General features: G+C 61.4%; 18 protein-coding genes. 7 read left to right on the top strand and 11 right to left on the bottom strand.

What is annotated here, in order from left to right; all coding sequences use genetic code 11:
- Window positions 1-2: 2 nt before the first annotated feature.
- Entirely contained in the window at window positions 3-524 is a 522-nt protein-coding gene (gene yjgA, locus FBY10_RS01455; protein WP_017138246.1) for a ribosome biogenesis factor YjgA, read from the top strand.
- Between the two features lie 45 nt (window positions 525-569).
- Here yjgA and tldD read toward each other — a convergent pair whose 3' ends face one another.
- The 8 genes from tldD to mreB all read right to left on the bottom strand — a co-directional run bounded on the left by tldD (window position 570) and on the right by mreB (window position 11779).
- Complete coding sequence (gene tldD / locus FBY10_RS01450) at window positions 570-2012, bottom strand: metalloprotease TldD (protein ID WP_131698431.1); 1443 nt, start codon at window positions 2010-2012, stop codon at window positions 570-572.
- A 16-nt stretch (window positions 2013-2028) separates the two neighbouring features.
- On the bottom strand, window positions 2029-2877 hold the full coding sequence (locus FBY10_RS01445; RefSeq protein ID WP_131698432.1) for a carbon-nitrogen hydrolase family protein: 849 nt from the start codon (window positions 2875-2877) through the stop codon (window positions 2029-2031).
- A gap of 48 nt (window positions 2878-2925) precedes the next feature.
- Window positions 2926-6741, bottom strand: coding sequence for a YhdP family protein (locus FBY10_RS01440; protein ID WP_145335338.1), 3816 nt, complete (start codon window positions 6739-6741; stop codon window positions 2926-2928).
- A 76-nt stretch (window positions 6742-6817) separates the two neighbouring features.
- Window positions 6818-8275 carry a ribonuclease G gene (rng, locus tag FBY10_RS01435; protein ID WP_010213134.1) on the bottom strand — a complete coding sequence of 486 codons (1458 nt, stop codon included), beginning with the start codon at window positions 8273-8275 and terminating at the stop codon, window positions 6818-6820.
- Window positions 8276-8345: 70 nt separating this feature from the next.
- Window positions 8346-8942, bottom strand: coding sequence for a nucleoside triphosphate pyrophosphatase (locus tag FBY10_RS01430; protein WP_145335340.1), 597 nt, complete (start codon window positions 8940-8942; stop codon window positions 8346-8348).
- A 51-nt stretch (window positions 8943-8993) separates the two neighbouring features.
- Window positions 8994-9482 carry a rod shape-determining protein MreD gene (gene mreD / locus FBY10_RS01425; RefSeq protein WP_131698435.1) on the bottom strand — a complete coding sequence of 163 codons (489 nt, stop codon included), beginning with the start codon at window positions 9480-9482 and terminating at the stop codon, window positions 8994-8996.
- Window positions 9482-10603 (bottom strand): rod shape-determining protein MreC, encoded by a 1122-nt coding sequence (gene mreC, locus FBY10_RS01420; RefSeq protein ID WP_145335341.1) that lies wholly within the window; start codon window positions 10601-10603, stop codon window positions 9482-9484. Before mreC ends, mreD begins: the two co-directional genes overlap by 1 nt.
- Before the next feature lie 138 nt (window positions 10604-10741).
- Complete coding sequence (gene mreB, locus FBY10_RS01415; protein ID WP_002555108.1) at window positions 10742-11779, bottom strand: rod shape-determining protein MreB; 1038 nt, start codon at window positions 11777-11779, stop codon at window positions 10742-10744.
- 210 nt (window positions 11780-11989) lie between these two features.
- Between mreB and gatC the strand changes: the two genes are divergently transcribed.
- From gatC to FBY10_RS01385, 6 genes are all read left to right on the top strand, one after another.
- Window positions 11990-12277, top strand: coding sequence for an Asp-tRNA(Asn)/Glu-tRNA(Gln) amidotransferase subunit GatC (gene gatC, locus FBY10_RS01410; RefSeq protein WP_003171764.1), 288 nt, complete (start codon window positions 11990-11992; stop codon window positions 12275-12277).
- A 16-nt stretch (window positions 12278-12293) separates the two neighbouring features.
- Window positions 12294-13745: an Asp-tRNA(Asn)/Glu-tRNA(Gln) amidotransferase subunit GatA gene (gatA, locus tag FBY10_RS01405; RefSeq protein WP_145335343.1), complete on the top strand. Its 1452-nt coding sequence runs from the start codon at window positions 12294-12296 to the stop codon at window positions 13743-13745.
- Between the two features lie 10 nt (window positions 13746-13755).
- A complete protein-coding gene (gene gatB, locus FBY10_RS01400) occupies window positions 13756-15201 on the top strand; it encodes an Asp-tRNA(Asn)/Glu-tRNA(Gln) amidotransferase subunit GatB (protein WP_131698438.1) in 1446 nt (481 codons plus the stop codon).
- A gap of 113 nt (window positions 15202-15314) precedes the next feature.
- A complete protein-coding gene (locus tag FBY10_RS01395; RefSeq protein ID WP_131698439.1) occupies window positions 15315-15686 on the top strand; it encodes a septal ring lytic transglycosylase RlpA family protein in 372 nt (123 codons plus the stop codon).
- A gap of 58 nt (window positions 15687-15744) precedes the next feature.
- The gene (locus tag FBY10_RS01390) at window positions 15745-16791 is read left to right on the top strand and encodes a calcium/sodium antiporter (protein ID WP_145335656.1); all 1047 of its coding nucleotides are present in this window, start codon (window positions 15745-15747) and stop codon (window positions 16789-16791) included.
- Entirely contained in the window at window positions 16788-17168 is a 381-nt protein-coding gene (locus FBY10_RS01385; RefSeq protein ID WP_065924306.1) for a carboxymuconolactone decarboxylase family protein, read from the top strand. The genes FBY10_RS01390 and FBY10_RS01385 overlap by 4 nt, the downstream gene beginning before the upstream one ends.
- On the opposite strand, the gene FBY10_RS01380 is transcribed toward FBY10_RS01385, so the two are convergent.
- The 3 genes from FBY10_RS01380 to FBY10_RS01370 form a co-directional block, all read right to left on the bottom strand.
- Complete coding sequence (locus tag FBY10_RS01380) at window positions 17165-18106, bottom strand: AEC family transporter (RefSeq protein ID WP_131698440.1); 942 nt, start codon at window positions 18104-18106, stop codon at window positions 17165-17167. The genes FBY10_RS01385 and FBY10_RS01380 overlap by 4 nt on opposite strands.
- A 163-nt stretch (window positions 18107-18269) precedes the next feature.
- Window positions 18270-19823: a galactarate dehydratase gene (gene garD / locus FBY10_RS01375; RefSeq protein ID WP_065924307.1), complete on the bottom strand. Its 1554-nt coding sequence runs from the start codon at window positions 19821-19823 to the stop codon at window positions 18270-18272.
- Between the two features lie 11 nt (window positions 19824-19834).
- Window positions 19835-21199 carry an MFS transporter gene (locus FBY10_RS01370; RefSeq protein WP_131698442.1) on the bottom strand — a complete coding sequence of 455 codons (1365 nt, stop codon included), beginning with the start codon at window positions 21197-21199 and terminating at the stop codon, window positions 19835-19837.
- Window positions 21200-21235: the final 36 nt, after the last annotated feature.

Genomic DNA, 21235 nt, shown 5'->3' with positions numbered 1-21235 from the left:
CCATGGTTGATTCTTACGACGACTCCCTCGATGGGGAGAAAAGCAAAACCCAGGTCAAACGTGAGCTGCATGCTCTGGTTGACCTGGGCGAGCGCCTTACAACGCTCAAGAAAGACTTGATTGCAAAACTGCCACTGACCGACGAAATGCGCCGGGCGCTTGCGGACGCGCCCAAGCACACCGCGAATATCGCGCGTAAACGGCACATCATGTTTATCGGCAAGCTGATGCGCGATCAGGACACTGACGCCATTCTCGCCTTGCTTGATCAAACCGATGCCTCCACTCGCCAGTACAACGAACGTTTCCATAACCTGGAACGTTGGCGTGACCGCCTGATCTCGGGCGATGACGCGGTGCTGGAGAAATTCGTGCTGGATTACCCGGACGCGGACCGCCAGCAACTGCGCTCCCTGATCCGTCAGGCCCAGCACGAGCAAGCGCATAACAAGGCGCCGGCCACCAGCCGTAAAATCTTCAAATACATCCGTGAGCTGGACGAGACTCAACGCGGCCTGCGTTGATGCCCTTCCCCGGGTGGCGATCTTCGCCACCCGAAGCTCCACCCCTTACGACCCCGTGCCACCCACGGTGATCGCATCAATTTTCAGCGTTGGCTGGCCGACCCCTACCGGCACCGACTGCCCATCTTTCCCGCACATGCCCACACCACTGTCCAGGGCCAGGTCGTTGCCGACCATCGACACCTTGCTCATGGCTTCAGGGCCATTGCCAATCAACGTTGCCCCTTTGACCGGCGCGGTAATCTTGCCGTCTTCGATCAGGTACGCCTCGCTGGTGGAGAACACGAACTTGCCGCTGGTGATATCCACCTGGCCGCCGCCGAGGTTGGCGCAGTAGATACCGCGCTTCACCGAGGCGATGATCTCCGCCGGGTCGCTTTCGCCACCGAGCATGTAGGTGTTGGTCATGCGTGGCATCGGCAGGTGCGCATAAGATTCGCGACGGCCATTACCGGTGCGTGCCACGCCCATCAGACGGGCATTGAGCTTGTCTTGCATGTAGCCCTTGAGCACACCGTTTTCAATCAAGGTGGTGCATTCGGTCGGCGTGCCTTCATCATCGACGCTCAGCGAGCCACGGCGACCGGCCAGGGTGCCATCATCGACAATGGTGCAGAGCTTGGACGCAACCATCTCGCCCATGCGCCCGCTGTAGGCGGAACTGCCCTTGCGGTTGAAGTCGCCTTCCAGGCCATGGCCCACGGCTTCGTGCAGCAATACGCCGGACCAGCCTGAGCCCAACACCACCGGCAACGTGCCGGCTGGCGCCGGAATGGCTTCGAGGTTCACCAACGCCTGGCGCAAGGCTTCACGGGCATAGCCCATCGCACGGTCGTCGGTGAGGAAGTACCGGTAGTCGGTACGCCCGCCGCCGCCATGGCCGCCACGCTCGCGGCGGCCGTTCTGCTCGACGATCACGCTGACGTTGAAACGCACCAGCGGCCGTACGTCCGCCGCCAGGCCACCGTCGGTGGACGCCACCAGGATGCGCTCCCACACACCGGCCATGCTCACGGAGACCTGCTGGATACGCGGGTCCAGGGCGCGAGTGGCGGCGTCGACACGCTTGAGCAGCTCGACCTTTTCCGCGCGGCTGATCACTTCCAAGGGGTTGTCCGGGGCATACAACTGCGCCACGTCCTGGGTACTGAACGCCTGCACGGTGCCATTTTGGCCCGCACGGGAGATCGAACGCGCAGCACGCGCGGCCAGGCCCAACGCCTCCAGGGTGATCGCGTTACTGTAGGCGAAACCGGTCTTTTCACCGGATTGCGCACGTACGCCTACACCTTGGTCAAGATTGAAACTGCCTTCCTTGACGATGCCATCTTCCAGGGCCCAGGACTCGGAGATCTGCCCCTGGAAATACAGGTCGGCGGCATCGATGCCTGGCCCGGCCAGGTCGCCAAGCACGGTTTGCAAGCTTTCGATGGTCACGCCACCGGGCGCCAGGAGGTGTTCACTGACTGAGGACAACAACTCGCTCATAGGTTTGGCCTTAAATTCATCGTTCTGAAGCAGGTCGCTGTGCGCCCTGCGAGAAAAAGCGCCGATGGTTCACCACCGGCATGCGCGCCCGTATCGACGCCTGTTCACTGCTATCGCGTTCGGCCAGCAACACCGCTTCGCCTTGATCCTGTTGTGTCAGCAGCCGACCCCACGGGTCGACAATCGCCGCATGTCCATAGGTTTCCCGTGGCCCCGGATGCACACCGCCCTGGGCGGCCGCCAGCAGGTAACACTGGGTCTCGATGGCCCGCGCACGAATCAGCACGTCCCAGTGGGCAGCGCCGGTGACGGCGGTAAAGGCCGAGGGCGCGGTGATCAATTCAGCCCCCGCTGCGCGTAGCTCGCTGTACAGCTCAGGGAAGCGCAGGTCGTAACAGACCGTCAGGCCCAAACGGCCAACCGGCGTATCCGCCACCACCACATTCCTTCCGAAAGCATAGTCATCGGATTCCCGATAGCGACCCCGGGCGTCCGCCACATCCACATCGAACAAATGCAGCTTGTCGTAACGGGCAACGACTTCGCCGCGATCATCAATCAGCAGCGAGCAGGCGTTGGGCTTGGCGTGTGGATGGTCCTTGGGCGGCAACGGTAATGTGCCAGCCACTATCCATAAGGTGAGGTCACGGGCGGTCTGTTTCAACCACGGCAGGATCGGACCTTCGCCCAGTGCCTCGGCGCGGCCAATATCCGCGGCGTCGCGGCGGCCCATGGCGGCAAAGTTTTCCGGCAGCACCGCCAGCTTCGCACCGCGCGCCGCCGCTTGCTCCAACAAGCGCCGGGCCTGGACCAGGTTGGCCAGCACATCGCTCTGACTGACCATTTGAATTACCGCAAAGGACATGGGCCGATACTCCATAAAAGGCATGGGGCCATGCTACTCCACAGGCTCTCAGTTTGGTTTTTCAAAGGGCTTGTCGAAGGTGATTTTTGGATCCTTCCATGGGCCTTCCACCTTGTATTGCACGCTGGCGAAACGCGAAACACGGTCACCGATCAGCTTGTCGATCAGGAACAGTGCGCCACCAATCGCCGGCGCGCCCACGATCAGCGCGGCAATCGGCAGGTTGTTGGTCACCGGCAACGTCACCAGCAACTTGGCATCGACACGATCAGCCACCAGGTCCAGGGTGCCATTGAGCTCCAGGTTGCTCGACGGGCCTGTCATGGTGATCGGCTCGCGCGTCACGAACACGCCATTGCTGGCGACCAATTGCCCCTTGACCCGGTCATAACTCAAGCCCTTGCCCAGCAGGTCGGAGAAGTCCAGGCGCAGGCGGCGCCCGATGGAGTTGAAGTTGAGCAGGCCGAATACCCGCAGCGCCTGGGCGCCACCTTCCACCTCGACAAACTGACCTTTACGGAACGCCGCATCCAGGCTGCCGGAAAAACGCTTTGGCCCGACCCAGGCCGGCGAACCCGGCCAACGCCCATCCACATCCAGGTGGAAGTTCTCGCTGGTGACCGTGGGCGCATAGCCCCAGCCTTTGAGTACGTCGGCGATGTTCTTGCCGTCCAGGCGGCCCTTGTACCAGCTGCTGCTGTCACCCGGAGCCCCTTCCCATCCGCCGGCGCCCTTGAGTTGCATGCCCTTGAGACCCAGGTCCAGCGTATTGAACGCCAGGCCCTTGGCAGTTGGTCGGATCTTGAGCGACCAGGCGCCAATCAGGTCCGGCCCCTGAAACAGCTGGTCAATGGCAATATCCAGCGCGGGAATATCCTTGGGATCAATACTGGCCAACGGGTCCGGTGCATTTTCATCAGCCTGTACCGTCGGGTCCACCGCCGGCAGCTTCACGTATTGCAGGTTGACCGCAATCGGCGCGCCCTTGGCATCCGGCAGGTTCACGGCCCCCTTGGCCTGCTGGCTGTCGAACTGTAAGCCCCAGGCAGCGGACTTGCGATCCAGCAGCAGGTTGACCTGATCGAACTGGGTACCCAGACCGGTTAGCTTGCCAATCTTGAATTCGGCACCGCTCAGCAGTTGCTTGGCACTGCCACCAGGGTCATTGCCAGCATACTGGTTCACCAGCTTTTTCCATGGGTCGATATCCAGTTCCGAGAGCACGCCGCGGATGCGCAAACCCTTGGCGCCTGGCAGTACGGCATCACCATCGCCGAGGAACAACTCGCCACGGCCGTCATTGAGTTTGTCTGGCGGCGCGGCGAAGGTGAAGTTGGCCAACTCACCATAATCGAACCAGTAGCGGCGCTCAGCCCCCTGCAAGGTCATGCGGAATACGCTGTCACGTCCCTGGCTGGCAGGCATGCCGAACGGCGCAGGCAAATCCACCGCAACGCCCTTGAGATTGGAGCTGACCATCAGTTGGCTGTCGGCACCGTCCAGGTTGAGCTGCAACTGATACGAAATATCACCGGACACCGGCAACGGCTGGCTGACTTTCAACCAATCCGTCAAGCGCTTGACCGTCACCTGCCCCCTGGCGGCGACACGGGTACTGATATTACCCGGCTTGCCATCGGCAAATATCTGCGCGGTGATCGGCCGGTCAAATGCCTGGGCTGTAATCTTTTCGCCGCTCAGGCCCTTGGCGCTGTCGAAGCGGAAACTGCCCTTGAGCTGCGTCAGGTCCAGGGGCGGCTCCGCCAATTGCAGGCGCGCCTTGTCAGTCTGGAAATCCACCACGATCCTGGGCTCGATACCCTTGACCAGCGGAACGTCCAGATCCAGCGTGCCTTGCAGGTCTCCTTCGCCTTTCCAGCCGGCGAAGGTGGATGCCGTGCCAATTGGCGCTTCCTGGAGGATCTTCAGCCCATCACCCAGGCCACCGGCAAAACCACCGGTAAGCAACAGATGACTTTCCTTGCCGGACGGCGCGTGGGGAATATTGACGTAGACGTCCTTGACCTTGGTGTCGAGCAACTGCCCCTTGCTGGCCAGGATGCGTACGCCAGTCTCCTCGACAAACACTTCACCATTGACCTTGTTCACATGGGGCCAGCCCGGCTGGAAAGCCAGTTCTGCGTCATGCACCTTGAAGAACAGGCTGATATTGCGCGCGGCTGGCAACGCGTCGTGGTTCAGCGACCCCTGGTACTGGAAGAACCCCTGATCCACCGCGCCCTTGAGAATTGCCGTGCGCAGCCACTCATCCAACGCGGGGCTCAGCACGGCCGGCAGGTATTTAGGGGTAAAGCGTCCATCGCCATCGACCATACCGACCCGCAGGTCCATATAGTCTTCCTGGCTGTGGTCGAAATGCAGGCGAATCAGGAAATCGGCGGCGATCTTGCCTTCTTCCCCCAGCACCTTGATATACGGGGCGATCAGGGTGAAGCCTTCTTTATCCAGCTTCCACGTCAGGCGTGCATTGGCCTGGAGATACTGCCAGGGCTTGGCGAAGATCGGATCGAGGTGCAGGGAAAAATCCTTGCTGTCCATGCGCAACTCGCCACGGCCCAGGTCGCCGCTGATGCTGCCGGAAACGTTGCGCGCAGCCGGCGCACCGAAGTAGGCATCAAACCCGACCCGCTCCAGGTTGGCGGCAAAGCTGACTTTTTGATCCGTAGTGTCTTGAGGACGGAAATCCACCAGCACATTACGCAGCAGGCCGGTGGCCTTCAGATGCTCGACGGTCTTGGCGACACCTTCCGGCAGCGGCGCCAGGGCGTTGAGCAACGGTGTGATGGGGGTCAGGTCGAGGCGGTCAGCCTGCAGCTTCCAGGCTTCCTGAGCCTTGTCGGTAGCCAGTGTCTGCTGCAATTGCAGGCGCGATTCCCATCGGGTCTCGCCCAGGCTCATCGCCAGGGAATCAAACAACACCTTCAAGCCGGTATCACTGCGTTGCAGATAGGCCGTAAGTGCAAGGTTTTCGATATGGACCGGCTTGCGCTCGGCGTAGCTGCCCTTCACTTGCGGCGAGTTGAGGCGCACTACTGCACTTTGCACAGTGCCTTTACCCCAGCTCAGCCAGAATTCACCACCGGCCTTGAACTGCGTGAGTTTCCACTGCTGGGTCAGCCTGGCGGGAATCCACTTGGCCCAGTCGCTTTGGGGCAGGCTCAGGTAGGCCTCGACTTCAGCGTCCTTCCACTGGCTCGCGCGAATACGACTGCGCAGGCTCAGGGCAAGGGGCTGGCCGTCGGGCAAGGTCAGGCGAGCGTCCAGGCGCTGGCGGGTGACGCCCGTGTGCAGGCTCAGGCCCACATACGTCAGGGTCAGCGGCGCCTGATCGAACGGTTGCAGGGTGACCTGGCTGTCGAGCAGCGACACGCGCTTGACCATCTGCATGCGCTTGAGCAATTGCTCCGGATCCAGCGGCTGGTCATCCTGCATCGGCAAGCCTTGCAGGGCCCAATGGCCGTCCTTGTCTTCCTTGGCGTTCAGTTGCAGGCCACTGACTTCCAGGTGCGCAATACGCACTTCGCGCGCCATCAGGCTCGCCCATATATCCGGCACCACTTCGACCTGATCCAGGCGCAAGGCACTGCTACCCTCGCCGACCATCACGTCGTGGGCCAGCAACATGGGCGCGAAGCCGCTCCAACGGCCTTCAAGGCTGCCGATGTGCACAGGCATGTCCACCGCAGCCTGGGCCTTGGCTTCGATTTCCGCGCGGTATTCGGCCACCAGCGGGGTCAATTCACGCCCCAGGCTCACATACACCGCCGCCAACACCAGCAGCAAGGCGCACAGCCCAAGGCCCCAACGGGTCAAAGCGGCAAAAAAGCGTATCAGACGCTCCATGTCAGGCGACCCTCAAGGCAGTAGACGGACTGCAGATCAAGGCCTGCGAGTCGCGTAAAGAGAAAGCGAATGGGGATCAGAGCAGCACCACGTCATATTGTTCCTGGGAATACATGGTTTCGACCTGGAAGCGAATCGTACGCCCGATAAAACCCTCCAGTTCAGCCACGTTACCGGACTCTTCATCCAGCAGGCGGTCAACCACTTTCTGGTTGGCCAACACTCTATAACCTTCGGCCTGATAGGCCCGCGCCTCTCGCAGGATTTCCCGGAAAATCTCGTAGCAAACCGTTTCCGGGGTCTTCAACTTGCCGCGGCCCTGGCAACTGCTGCACGGCTCGCACAGCACCTGCTCCAGGCTCTCGCGGGTGCGCTTGCGGGTCATCTGCACCAGGCCCAGCTCAGTGATGCCGATGATATTGGTCTTGGCGTGATCGCGCTCCAGCTGCTTTTCGAGGGTGCGCAGCACCTGACGCTGGTGCTCTTCATCTTCCATGTCGATGAAGTCGATGATGATGATACCGCCCAGGTTACGCAGGCGCAGTTGGCGAGCAATGGCCGTGGCCGCTTCGAGATTGGTCTTGAAGATGGTCTCTTCAAGGTTGCGATGGCCAACGAACGCACCGGTGTTGACGTCGATGGTGGTCATGGCTTCCGCCGGGTCCACCACCAGGTAACCGCCGGACTTAAGCGGCACCTTGCGCTCCAGGGCTTTCTGGATTTCGTCCTCGACGCCATACAGGTCGAAGATCGGCCGTTCGCCAGGGTAGTGCTCCAGGCGATCGGCAATTTCCGGCATCAGCTCGGCAACAAATTGCGTGGTGCGCTGGAAGGTTTCCCGCGAGTCGATGCGAATTTTCTCAATCTTGGGGCTGACCAGGTCGCGCAATGTGCGCAGGGCCAGGCCCAGGTCTTCGTAGATCACGCTCGGCGCGCCGATGGTCTTTATCTGTGCGCCGATCTGGTCCCACAGGCGCCGCAGGTAGCGAATGTCCATGAGAATTTCGTCAGCGCCGGCGCCCTCGGCAGCGGTGCGCAGGATAAAACCACCCGCTTCCTTGATACCTTCGGCGGCCACGCAGTCGCTGACCACCTTTTTCAGGCGCTCGCGCTCTGCTTCATCTTCAATCTTCAGGGAAATGCCGACATGGGCGGTGCGCGGCATATACACCAGGTAGCGCGACGGAATCGACAGCTGAGTCGTCAGCCGCGCGCCCTTGGAACCGATGGGGTCCTTGGTGACTTGCACCACCAGGCTCTGCCCCTCATGCACCAAGGCACTGATGCTTTCCACTGCCGGCCCTTCGCGCAGGGAGATCTCCGAGGCGTGGATAAACGCCGCCCGGTCCAGGCCGATGTCGACAAATGCCGCCTGCATGCCCGGCAACACCCGCACCACCTTGCCCTTGTAGATATTGCCGACGATCCCGCGTTTCTGGGTGCGCTCGACATGCACTTCTTGCAGAACACCGTTCTCTACCACCGCCACGCGCGATTCCATCGGCGTGATATTGATCAGAATCTCTTCACTCATGGCTGGGTCTCGTTCAGGCGTTTTCACAATAGTGACCGATCGCTTAAGGCTGGGCGCTGACGTCACGCGCTCAGCGCACGGTAAGGTGTTGCCAACAGGGTATGCCGAATTGGGCCAGCAGTTGCGCGGTTTCGCACACCGGCAGGCCTACCACGGCGGAATAGCTGCCATTGAGCCCGGCCACAAACACCGACCCAAGCCCTTGAATAGCATAGCCGCCCGCTTTGTCCTGGGGTTCGCCGCTGTGCCAGTAGGTTGTAGCCTCCTCGACAGAAATCCCACGAAAAAGTACACGACTACTGACACATCGGGTTTCACAGCGCAGACCATCAGTGAGCGCGATGGCGGTGAGGACTTCATGCTCACGCCCCGCCAAGGCCATCAACATCGCCAGGGCATCGGCCTGGTCCACAGGCTTGCCAAGGATCTGGCCGTCCACAACCACCGCCGTATCGGCGCCCAGCACGCAAGCACCTGGCTCTTCCCCAAGCGCAGCAAATCCCGCCGCCGCCTTGCCGCGCGCAAGACGCTCAACGTAGGCAACAGCCGATTCATTGATAAGGGGAGTTTCATCAATCGCGGCGCTGACCACAGTGAAAGGCACGCCGATCTGGGTCAGCAGTTCACGCCGCCTCGGGGAGCCCGAGGCCAGATAAAGCGAATTCATTGCAGACTCTCCCTGTGGGGTTCGATAACCAGGCAGAGCCTCGCAATCCATTCAATTGATTTTATAGCGGCGACGTAACCCGCGCAGGCCAAAACTGATCCACGGCCACAGCAGCGCACTGACCAGGGCCGGTAACACGAGCGCCAGGGTTGGCTGGCGGTTACCGGTCAAGGCACTGAGCCACAGCTGTACCAACTGCGCCAGGCCGAAGATCACCAGGATCACGAGGCATTGCTGCCACATCGGGAACATCCGCAGGCGCTGCTGCAACGACAGTATCAGGAAGGTAATCAGGGTCAGGATCAACGCGTTCTGGCCCAGCAAGGTGCCATACAGCACATCTTCCGCCAAGCCCAGGAACATGGCCGTAACCATGCCCACTTTATGCGGCAGGTTCAGCGACCAGAATGCCAGCAGCAATGCCAGCCACAGCGGACGCAGGATCTCCATGAATTGCGGCAGCGGCGAAACGCTGAGCAGCAAGCCGATGGCGAATGTCAGCCAGACGATCCAGCCATTGCTCGAATGGGTACCGGCCATTATTCCTCCCTCTGCCGTGTGGTTGCCGGGGCGGCGGCTGGAGGCTTCGCAGCAGGCGTCGTGGTGGCAGGTGTGGTGGCAGGTGGTTTCGCAGCCGTCGGTTTTACCGGGTGCGCGCTATGGGCTGCAGGCTTGACCGGCGTGGCCACAGGCGCCGTAGCTGCCGGAGTTGCCGCCGGTACAACGGGGGTAGTCGACTGAGGCTTGGGCACGGTCGCAGGAATGATCGGCGCAGTGCCGTTCTTCTTGTCTTCCGCTTCCTGGGCCTGGGCGGCGTCGTTGGCACGCTCTTCCGGGGTCCGGTTGTCGCTGAACACCAGCAGCAGGTAGCGGCTGCGGTTCAGGGCGGCAGTGGGCACGGCGCGCACAATGGCGAATGGCTGGCCGGAGTCGTGGATCACCTCCTTGACCGTTGCCACCGGGTAACCCGCCGGGAACCGCTGGCCCAGGCCGGAGCTGACCAGCAGGTCGCCTTCCTTGATGTCGGCCGTGTCCGCGACGTGACGCAATTCCAGGCGCTCGGGGTTACCGGTACCGCTGGCAATCGCGCGCAAGCCGTTACGGTTGACCTGCACCGGAATGCTGTGGGTGGTGTCCGTCAGCAACAGGACGCGCGAGGTGTAGGGCATCAACTCTACGACCTGCCCCATCAGTCCCCGAGCATCCAGTACCGGCTGACCAAGCACCACGCCGTCGCGCTCACCCTTGTTGATGATGATGCGATGGGTAAAGGGGTTGGGGTCCATGCCGATCAACTCGGCGACTTCGACCTTCTCGTTGACCAACGCGGAAGAGTTGAGCAACTCGCGCAGCCGAACGTTCTGCTCGGTGAGGGCCGCCAGCTTTTGCATGCGCCCCTGCAACAGCAGGTTTTCGGTCTTGAGTTTTTCGTTCTCGGCAACCAGCTCGGTGCGGCTGCCAAATTGGCTGGCCACGCCCTGGTAGAGACGTTGCGGTAGGTCGGTGATCCAGTAGGTCTGCATCAACACCAGCGACATTTGGCTACGCACCGGCTTGAGCAGCGCAAAGCGGGCGTCGACCACCATCAATGCGACCGAAAGCACGACCAGCACCAATAAGCGCACGCCCAATGAGGGGCCTTTGGCGAAAAGCGGTTTAATAAGCCGCTCCTCCCAGGCAAATGTTCTCTTTATTCATACGGCATCTAACCGGCCTGGATGCAGATTGAAGACGATAAACGCCAACAGGCAGCACTGCAAAGTGCTGCCTGCGGGCGAAACATGGTGCAACCAACGATCTTATTCGCTGGAGAGCAGGTCCATGGTGTGTTTATCCATCATTTCCAGTGCACGACCGCCACCACGGGCAACGCAGGTCAGCGGGTCTTCGGCGACGATCACCGGCAGGCCGGTTTCCTGGGCCAGCAGCTTGTCGAGGTCGCGCAACAGGGCGCCACCACCGGTCAGCACCAGGCCTCGCTCGGCGATGTCGGAAGCCAGTTCCGGCGGCGATTGCTCCAGGGCGCTCTTCACAGCCTGAACGATAGTGGCCAGGGACTCTTGCAGAGCTTCCAGCACTTCATTGGAGTTCAGGGTGAAGGCACGTGGAACGCCTTCGGCCAGGTTGCGACCGCGAACATCGACTTCGCGAACTTCGCCGCCCGGGTAAGCGGTACCGATTTCCTGCTTGATGCGCTCGGCGGTGGATTCGCCGATCAGGCTGCCGTAGTTGCGACGGACATAAGTGATGATCGCTTCGTCGAAACGGTCGCCGCCTACGCGTACGGATTCGGCATACACCACACCGTTCAGGGAAATCAGGGCGATTTCAGTGGTACCACCACCGATATCCACCACCATCGAACCGCGCGCTTCTTCAACCGGCAGGCCGGCACCGATCGCAGCAGCCATCGGCTCTTCGATCAGGAACACTTCGCGGGCACCGGCGCCAAGGGCCGATTCACGGATGGCACGACGCTCCACCTGGGTGGATTTGCACGGAACGCAGATCAGCACACGAGGGCTCGGCTGCAGGAAACTGTTTTCGTGAACCTTGTTGATGAAGTACTGCAGCATCTTCTCGCAGACGCTGAAGTCGGCGATCACGCCGTCCTTCATCGGACGAATGGCAGCAATATTGCCTGGTGTTCGACCGAGCATGCGCTTGGCCTCGGTGCCGACGGCAACGACACTTTTCTGATTACCATGGGTCCGAATGGCCACAACCGATGGCTCATTCAGAACGATACCGCGCTCGCGCACGTAAATAAGGGTGTTGGCAGTGCCCAGGTCAATGGAAAGATCGCTGGAAAACATGCCACGCAGTTTCTTGAACATGGGGAAAGGACCCTAGGCAACGCGTGGGTAAAAAAGTGCGGCAAACTCTAACAACGACAGGGATTTTGGGCAAGGCGCCAATGTGCTAAATTGGCCGACTTTCTGTGCACCAACCCCCACAATCGCGGCCGTAAGACCGTAGAAATGCGGTAGTGTTCCGACAATCTAACACACGGACAGCCTCCGTTCTGTTTTCCACTGGAGATTCCCATGGCGCTTGAACGCTCCGACGTGGAAAAAATCGCTCATCTGGCCTCGCTTGGCCTGAATGAAGCCGATCTTCCACAGACCACCGCAGCCCTGAACAGCATTCTAGGGCTGGTTGACCAAATGCAGGCCGTGAATACCGACGGCATCGAGCCCCTGGCTCACCCGCTGGAAGCCAGCCAGCGCCTGCGCGCAGACGTCGTGACCGAACGCAATAATCGCGAGGCCTACCAGTCCATCGCGCCAGCGGTCGAAAACGGCCTGTACCTGGTTCCGAAAGTCATCGACTAAAGGGAAAGAGCCTGCAATGCATCACATGACTCTGGCCGAGATCGCCCGCGGTCTCGCCGACAAAAAGTTTTCTTCCGAAGAGCTGACCAAGACCCTGCTTGCGCGTATCGCCGAGCTGGATCCCAAGGTCAACAGCTTCATCAGCCTCACCGAAGAGCTGGCCCTGAGCCAGGCCAAGGCTGCGGATGTACGCCGCGCCAACGGTGAAAACGGTGCCCTGCTGGGCGCACCTATCGCCCACAAGGATCTGTTCTGCACCCAGGGCATTCGCACCAGTTGCGGCTCGAAGATGCTCGACAACTTCAAGGCGCCCTACGACGCCACCGTGGTCGCCAAGCTGGCCGCTGCCGGGGCCGTGCCCCTGGGCAAGACCAACATGGACGAATTCGCCATGGGTTCGGCCAACGAGTCGAGCTACTACGGTGCGGTGAAGAACCCCTGGAATCTGGAACACGTGCCCGGCGGTTCGTCCGGTGGTTCGGCTGCGGCCGTTGCCGCGCGCTTCCTGCCGGCCGCCACGGCCACCGACACCGGCGGCTCGATCCGCCAGCCGGCGGCCTTCACCAACCTCACCGGCCTGAAGCCGACCTACGGTCGCGTTTCCCGCTGGGGCATGATCGCCTACGCCTCAAGCCTCGATCAGGGCGGCACACTGGCCCGCACGGCCGAAGACTGCGCGATTTTGTTACAAGGCATGGCAGGCTTCGACACGCAGGACTCCACCAGCATCGATGAACCGGTGCCGGACTACAGCGCCAGCCTCAACACTTCGCTCAAGGGCCTGCGCATCGGTGTGCCGAAGGAATACTTCAGCGCCGGTCTCGACCCGCGCATTGCCGAATTGGTGCACAACAGCGTCAAAGAGTTGGAAAAGCTCGGCGCGGTGGTCAAGGAAATCAGCCTGCCGAACAACCAGCACGCGATTCCTGCCTACTACGTGATCGCGCCGGCGGAAGCCTCCTCCAACCTGTCGCGTTTCGACGGCGTGCGCTTCGGCTACCGCTGCGAAAACCCGAAGGACCTGACCGACCTGTACAAACGCTCCCGTGGCGAAGGCTTCGGTGCCGAAGTTCAACGCCGGATCATGGTCGGTGCCTACGCCCTGTCCGCCGGCTATTACGACGCGTACTACCTCAAGGCGCAAAAGATCCGGCGCCTGATCAAGAACGACTTCATGGCGGCCTTTGAAGAAGTCGACGTGATCCTCGGTCCAACCACGCCGAACCCGGCCTGGAAGATCGGCGCCAAGACCGGCGACCCGATTGCCGAGTACCTGGAAGACCTCTACACCATCACCGCCAACCTCGCGGGCCTGCCGGGCTTGTCCATGCCTGCCGGCTTCGTCGATGGCCTGCCGGTGGGCGTGCAATTGCTCGCCCCGTATTTCCAGGAAGGCCGCCTGCTCAATGTGGCGCACCAGTACCAGTTGAACACCGACTGGCACACTCGCACCCCTACCGGCTTCTGAGGAGAACACTATGCAATGGGAAGTTGTGATCGGGCTGGAGATTCATACCCAGCTCGCCACCCAATCGAAGATTTTCTCCGGTAGCGCCACCACGTTCGGCTCCGAACCCAACACCCAGGCCAGCCTGGTAGACCTGGGCATGCCCGGCGTACTGCCGGTGTTGAACCAGGAAGCCGTGCGCATGGCAGTGATGTTCGGCCTGGCGATTGACGCCGAGATCGGCCAGCACAACGTGTTCGCGCGCAAGAACTACTTCTACCCGGACCTGCCCAAGGGCTACCAGATCAGCCAGATGGAATTGCCGATCGTCGGCAAGGGCTACCTGGACATCCCGCTGGAAGACGGCACCATCAAGCGTGTCGGCGTCACCCGTGCGCACCTGGAAGAAGACGCCGGCAAGAGCCTGCACGAAGAATTCAACGGTGCCACCGGTATCGACCTGAACCGTGCCGGCACGCCGCTGCTGGAGATCGTGTCCGAGCCGGACATGCGCAGCGCCAAGGAAGCCGTGGCCTACGTCAAAACGATCCACGCGCTGGTGCGTTACCTGGGTATCTGTGACGGCAACATGGCCGAAGGCTCGCTGCGTTGCGACTGCAACGTGTCGGTGCGGCCAAAAGGCCAGGCCGAGTACGGCACTCGCTGCGAGATCAAGAACGTCAACTCGTTCCGCTTTATCGAGAAGGCGATCAACACCGAAGTGCGGCGCCAGATCGAATTGATCGAGGACGGCGGCAAGGTGATCCAGCAAACGCGCCTGTACGACCCGAACAAAGACGAAACCCGCGCCATGCGCAGCAAAGAGGAAGCCAACGACTACCGTTACTTCCCCGATCCGGACCTGTTGCCGGTGGTGCTTGAGGATTCGTTCCTCAATGACATCCGCGCCACCCTGCCGGAATTGCCACCGCAAAAACGCGAGCGCTTCCAGGCGCAGTTCGGCCTGTCGGTCTACGATGCCAGCGTGCTGGCTTCGAGCCGTGAGCAAGCCGACTACTTCGAAAAAGTCGTGAGCATTGCCGGTGACGCCAAGCTGGCGGCCAACTGGGTGATGGTCGAGCTGGGCAGCCTGTTGAACAAACAAGGCCTGGAGATCGATGAAGCGCCGGTGTCGGCCGAGCAACTGGGCGGCATGCTGCTGCGCATCAAGGACAACACCATCTCCGGCAAAATCGCCAAGACCGTGTTCGAAGCCATGGCCAACGGTGAAGGCAGCGCCGACGAGATCATCGACAAGCGCGGTCTCAAGCAAGTCACCGACAGCGGCGCTATCTCGGCCGTGCTGGATGAAATGCTGGCGGCCAACGCCGAGCAGGTCGAACAGTACCGTGCGGCAGACGAAGCCAAGCGCGGCAAGATGTTCGGCTTCTTTGTCGGCCAGGCGATGAAAGCCTCCAAAGGCAAGGCCAACCCGCAACAGGTGAACGAACTGCTGAAAAGCAAGCTCGAAGGCTGATTGCGATGAATAGCCCGAGGCAGATTTCATGATTGCCTCGGACCCTGTGGGAGGGGGCAAGCCCCCTCCCACATAAGCCCGCGCCCATATTCGATACAGGGGTAACCTTGGAAATGAAGCGTTTACTCGGCCTTTTAGCCCTGTTCTCACTGCTGGCCGGCTGCGCCAGCGGCCTCATCGACCCCAACGGCTACGACGAAACCGGCACCGCCTCTTATTACGGCGCCAGGCACCATGGCAAGAAAACCGCCAGTGGTGAACCCTTCAACCAGAACGCCCTGACCGCTGCCCACCGGCGACTGCCCTTCGGCACCCAGGTCAAGGTCACCAATCTCGACAACGACAAATCCGTCGTGGTCCGTATCAACGATCGCGGCCCGCATACCCGTGGGCGCTTGATCGATCTATCACGCAAGGCTGCCGAGCAACTGGGTATGCTGAGCAGTGGCACCGCACGCGTTCGCGTGCAAGCCCTGCGCAATTGAAGACGGAGCCCTGGCCATTTTCGGATTAACCGCCCTCTCGCCCTGGAGCCTGCTCGAACTGGTCAGCGGCCTGCTGCTGCTGATCATCGGCGCCGAAATTCTGGTGCGCGCCGCCGTGCGCCTGGCCGCCAGCCTCAAGGTGCGGCCGCTGATCATCGGCCTTACGGTCGTCGCGTTCGGCAGCAGCGCGCCACAGATGACCGTCAGCCTGCAGGCCACCCTGGCCGGTAATACCGACATTGCCGTGGGCAGCGTGATCGGCAGCAGCATCTTCAACATCCTCGTGACCCTGGGCCTGTCGGCGCTGATCATCCCCCTGCGCGTCTCGCGACAGCTGGTGCGCGTGGATATTCCGGTGATGATCCTCGCCGGGTTGCTGGTGTTTACCCTGGCGGCCAATGAAGAACTGACGCCGGTCGATGGCCTGTTGCTGCTGATTGCCCTGCTGGCCTACCTCGGCGTGCTGCATTACCAGACTCGCCATTCGCGCCGCCCGCGCACCCTGGATACCGTCGCCCGGGCGCCCTGGCTGAGCAGTGTGCTGCAGATGCTGGGCGGGCTGTTGATCCTGGTGCTGGCCGGGCACTTGCTGCTCGGTGCGGCGGTGGATGTGGCGGCTGACCTGGGCCTGTCGGAGCGCATCATCGGCCTGACGCTGATCGGCGTCGGCACCTCCCTGCCATGCCTGGCCACCTCACTGATTGCCGCCCTGCGCGGCCAGCGGGACATTGCCGTGGGCAACGTGATCGGCAGCAACCTGTTCAACCTGCTGGGCGTATTGGGGCTGACCGCGCTGCTCGCGTCCTCGCCGCTGTCGGTGTCGCCCAACGCCCTGGACTTCGACCTGCCGGTGATGCTTGGCGTGGTGGTGTTGTGCCTGCCGGTGTTTTATACCGGCTACCGCGTCACCCGCGCCGAAGGCCTGGTGTTGCTGGGCCTGTACCTGGCGTATGGGCTGCACGTGATGTCATTCACCACCGGCATGCCCCTGGCCAACAAGCTTGAACAACTGATGCTGTATTACGTCCTGCCAGTGCTGGTGGCTTTCCTGTTGTTCAGCACGCTGCGAGCCTGGCGCCGCCAACACAAGAGGGAATCGCAATGACCGATCAGAAAAAGCCCGGGGTTGAAATGCGTCGCCAGGTGATGGGCGATGTGTTCGTCGACCGCGCCCTGGGCAACGCCACCGAGTTCACCCAGCCGCTGCAGGACTTCGTCAACGAACATGCCTGGGGCAGCGTGTGGACCCGCGAAGGCTTGCCGCTGAAGACGCGCAGCCTGATCACCCTGGCCGCCCTCACCGCACTCAAGTGCCCGCAGGAGCTCAAGGGCCACGTGCGTGGCGCGTTGAACAACGGCTGTACGGTGGAGGAAATTCGCGAGGCGCTGCTGCATTGCGCGGTGTATGCCGGCGTACCGGCGGCGATTGATGCGTTTCGGGCGGCGCAGGAAGTCATCGACACCTATCAGAAAGAAGGCTAGATCCAGCCACCCGCCTGCAACACGAAAATCCCGATATTCGTGGTCACTGCCGCCATCAGCGTGGTGATCACGATAATCGCCGCCGCCAGTTCATGATTGCCCTCGGCCGCCCTGGCCATCACGAAGCTCGCCGCGGCGGTCGGTGCGCCGAAGTACAGGAACAGAATCCCCAATTCCGGCCCGCGAAAGCCCAGCAGCCACGCCCCTAAGGTCGCGACCACCGGCAGCCAGACCATCTTCATCAAGCTCGCGCTCAGCGCCATATTGCCGCTCTTGCGCAACGCCGCCAGGGACAAGGTGCCGCCAATGCAGATCAATGCCAGCGGCAAGGTGGTGTCCGCCAGGTACTGCATGGATTTTTCCAGCCAGCCGGGCAGGCCAATCTGAAAATAGGCGAACGGCGCCGCCACGATGACGCTGATGATCAGCGGGTTGGCCACGACACTTTTGCAGATACTCCACGGGTCGGACTTGATCACCGGGCTGTACACCGCCAGCACAATGGTCGACAGCGTGTTGTAGAACAGGATCACCAGCGCCGCGAGGATCGCGCCGAGGGAGATGCCGTAGTCGCCATACATGCTGGCGGCCAGGGCCAGGCCGATCACCCCGTTATTGCCGCGAAACGCGCCCTGGGTGTAGATGCCCCGGTCTTCACGCTTGCAGCGAAAAATCGCCCAGCCCCAAGCCAGCGCAAAGCTCACCAGTGTGGCAATGGAGAAGTAGATCAGCAAACCCGGCTTGAGCGCCGAGTGCAGGTCGGCGTGGAGGATGCCGAGGAACAGCAACGCCGGCATGGTGACGTTGAACACCAGGGACGAAGCCGTGTGGATAAAGTTGTCGTTGATCCAGTTGATGCGCTTGAGCAGCACACCCAGGAACAGCATGGCGAATACCGGCGCGGTGATGGTGAGGGTGGTGAGGAAGATAGCCAGCATGCCGGGGAGAACCTTGGTGAGCGTCGTCAGGTGGCTAATGATAAGCCATACAGCCCAACGGCGCCTGATAGACCGCTATCGGGGGCAAGCTCCCTCCCACAGTTTGAATGGTGAATACCTTCAGTGTGAGAGGGGGGCTTGCTCCGATGCAGGCGACTCGGTCTCAGGTAATCGGCGCCGGGTTGAACAAGGTGATGTCGTTATGCAGCTTGTGATGCTCCGCCCAGGTCTGCTTCTTACCGCTGGCCACGTCCAGATAGAAGTGGAACAACTCCCAGCCCAACTCCTCAATGGTCGCGCGCCCGGTGGCAATGCGCCCGGCGTCGATATCGATGAGGTCCGGCCAGCGCTGCGCCAGCTCCGTACGCGTCGAGACCTTCACCACCGGCGCCATCGCCAGCCCGTATGGCGTGCCGCGCCCGGTGGTGAACACATGCAGGTTCATCCCCGCCGCCAATTGCAGGGTGCCGCAGACAAAGTCACTGGCCGGCGTCGCGCAAAAGATCAGGCCCTTGCTTTTGAAGCGCTCGCCCGGGCCCAGCACGCCGTTGATCGCGCTGCTGCCGGACTTGACGATGGAGCCCAGGGACTTCTCGACAATGTTCGACAACCCGCCCTTCTTGTTGCCCGGTGTGGTATTGGCACTGCGATCCGCCTCTCCCTTGGCCAGGTAACGGTCGTACCAGTCCATTTCCCTGACCAACTCTTCGGCAACTTCCTTCGTCTCTGCGCGCGAAGTCAGCAGGTAAATGGCATCACGCACTTCGGTGACTTCAGAAAACATCACCGTCGCCCCCGCCCGCAGCAACAAATCCGAGGCATAGCCCAGCGCCGGGTTGGCGGTGATGCCGGAAAACGCATCACTGCCTCCGCACTGCATGCCCAGGATCAGCTCGGACGCCGGCACGGTTTCCCGGCGGCGCTGGTCGAGCTTCTTCAGGCGCACTTCGGCCAGGTCCATGATCTGCTCGATCATCTCGGTAAAGCCATGGCTGGAATCCTGCAACCGATACAGCCACGGCTCGCTGAGGTCGACGGAGCTGTCGTTGTCGTGCATCACCTGCCCGGCCTGCAACTTCTCGCAGCCCAGGCTGATCACCAGGGCTTCGCCCCCCAGGTTCGGGTTGCGCGCCAGGTTACGGACGGTACGGATCGGGATGTAGGCATCCGTCGCGGTAATCGCCACCCCGCAGCCGTAGCTGTGGGTCAGCGCCACCACGTCATCGACGTGGGGGTATTTGGGCAGCAATTCGTCCTTGATGCGCTTGACCGCATGGTCCAGCACGCCCGTCACACACTGCACCGTGGTGGTGATGCCGAGGATATTGCGCGTGCCCACAGTACCGTCGGCGTTGCGATAGCCCTCGAAGGTAAACCCCTCCAACGGTGCCTGGGCTTCAGGCACCTCGGTGGACAGCGGCAAGCTGTCCAGCGGTGGCGCGGTGGGCATGCGCAGTTGATCTTCCTGGACCCAACTGCCGCGCGGAATCGGCGCCAGGGCGTAACCGATGGTCTGGCCGTAGCGAATAATCTGACCGCCTTCGGGGATGTCTTCCAGGGTCACTTTGTGGCTCTGGGGGATGAAATCCACGGTCACCAGGCCGTCCGGGAACTCGGTCCCGGCCGGTACGCCCTGGTCGTTGACCACGATCACCACGTTGTCGCGCTCGTGCAGGCGAATGGAGCGCGGCGAGTCGGCATGTTCAATCAACTGCATCACGGGGCCCCTCAGGAATGCGCTTCGGTTAGGTTGGTCAACTCAGGCCCCTTGCTTGGCGGCTCTTTGAGTACTACACGCTTGATCGGGCCGACGATGACCAGATAGCTGAACACCGCCACCAGTGCGTTGGCGCCGACAAACACCAGGGCCCACTTGAACGAGCCGGTGGTGCTGATGATGTAGCCGATGACAATCGGCGTGGTGATCGACGCGAGGTTACCGAAGGTGTTGAACAAGCCGCCACTGAGCCCGGCGATTTGTTTCGGCGAGGTGTCGGATACGACCGCCCAGCCCAGTGCGCCAACGCCTTTGCCGAAGAAGGCCAAAGCCATGAAACCCACCACCATCCATTCAACGTCAACGTAGTTACACGCGATGATGCTACTGGAGACCAGCAGGCCTGCAATGATCGGCGCCTTGCGGGCGAACGTCAGCGAATGGCCTTTGCGCAGCAGATAGTCGGAAATCACCCCGCCCAGCACACCACCGATAAACCCGCAGATCGCCGGCAACGAGGCGATGAAACCGGCCTTGAGGATGGTCATGCCGCGGTCCTGCACCAGGTAAACCGGGAACCAGGTCAGGAAGAAGTAGGTGATGCCGTTGATGCAGTACTGGCCCAGGTACACGCCAAGCATCATGCGGTTGGTCAGCAACTGACGGATGTAATCCCACTTCGGACCGTCGGTTTTCTTACCCTTGCCCTTGTCCTGATCCATATCGACCATCGCGCCATTGGCGGCGATGTGATTGAGCTCGGCTTCGTTGATCATCGGGTGCTGGCGCGGACTGTGGATAACTTTCAGCCAGATCAGCGAGAACACGATGCCGATCACGCCCATCACGATAAACACGTGCTGCCAGCCGAAGCTGTAGACGATCCAGCCCATCAACGGCGCGAACAACACGGTGGCGAAGTACTGCGCCGAGTTGAAAATCGCCGAAGCCGTACCGCGTTCGGCGGTCGGGAACCAGGCAGCAACAATGCGCGCGTTACCTGGGAAGGACGGCGCCTCAGCCAGGCCCACCATGAAGCGCAGCATGAACAGCGCAACCACTGCGGTGGAGACACCGAACTCACCGACATAGCCTTGCAGCACGGTGAACAGTGACCAGGTGAAGATGCTCAGGGCATAGACTTTTTTCGAGCCGAATCGGTCCAGCAGCCAGCCGCCGGGGATTTGCCCGGCCACGTAGGCCCAACCGAATGCGGAGAAGATATAACCGAGGGTGACCGCGTCGATGCCGAGGTCTTTTTGCAGGCTGGAGCCCGCGATTGCAATGGTCGCCCGGTCGGCGTAGTTGATCGTGGTCACCAGGAACAGCATGAGCAGGATCAAATAGCGGACATGGGTCGGCTTGGTCGCTTGCATGTAGCAGTACTCCCACTAATTATTTTTTTTGCGGGT

It is taken from the genome of Pseudomonas sp. SJZ103 (assembly GCF_007828335.1).
Lineage (GTDB): Bacteria > Pseudomonadota > Gammaproteobacteria > Pseudomonadales > Pseudomonadaceae > Aquipseudomonas.
Note: the sequence above shows the minus strand (reverse complement) of the source record. Positions and strands in the feature narration are given on the sequence as shown.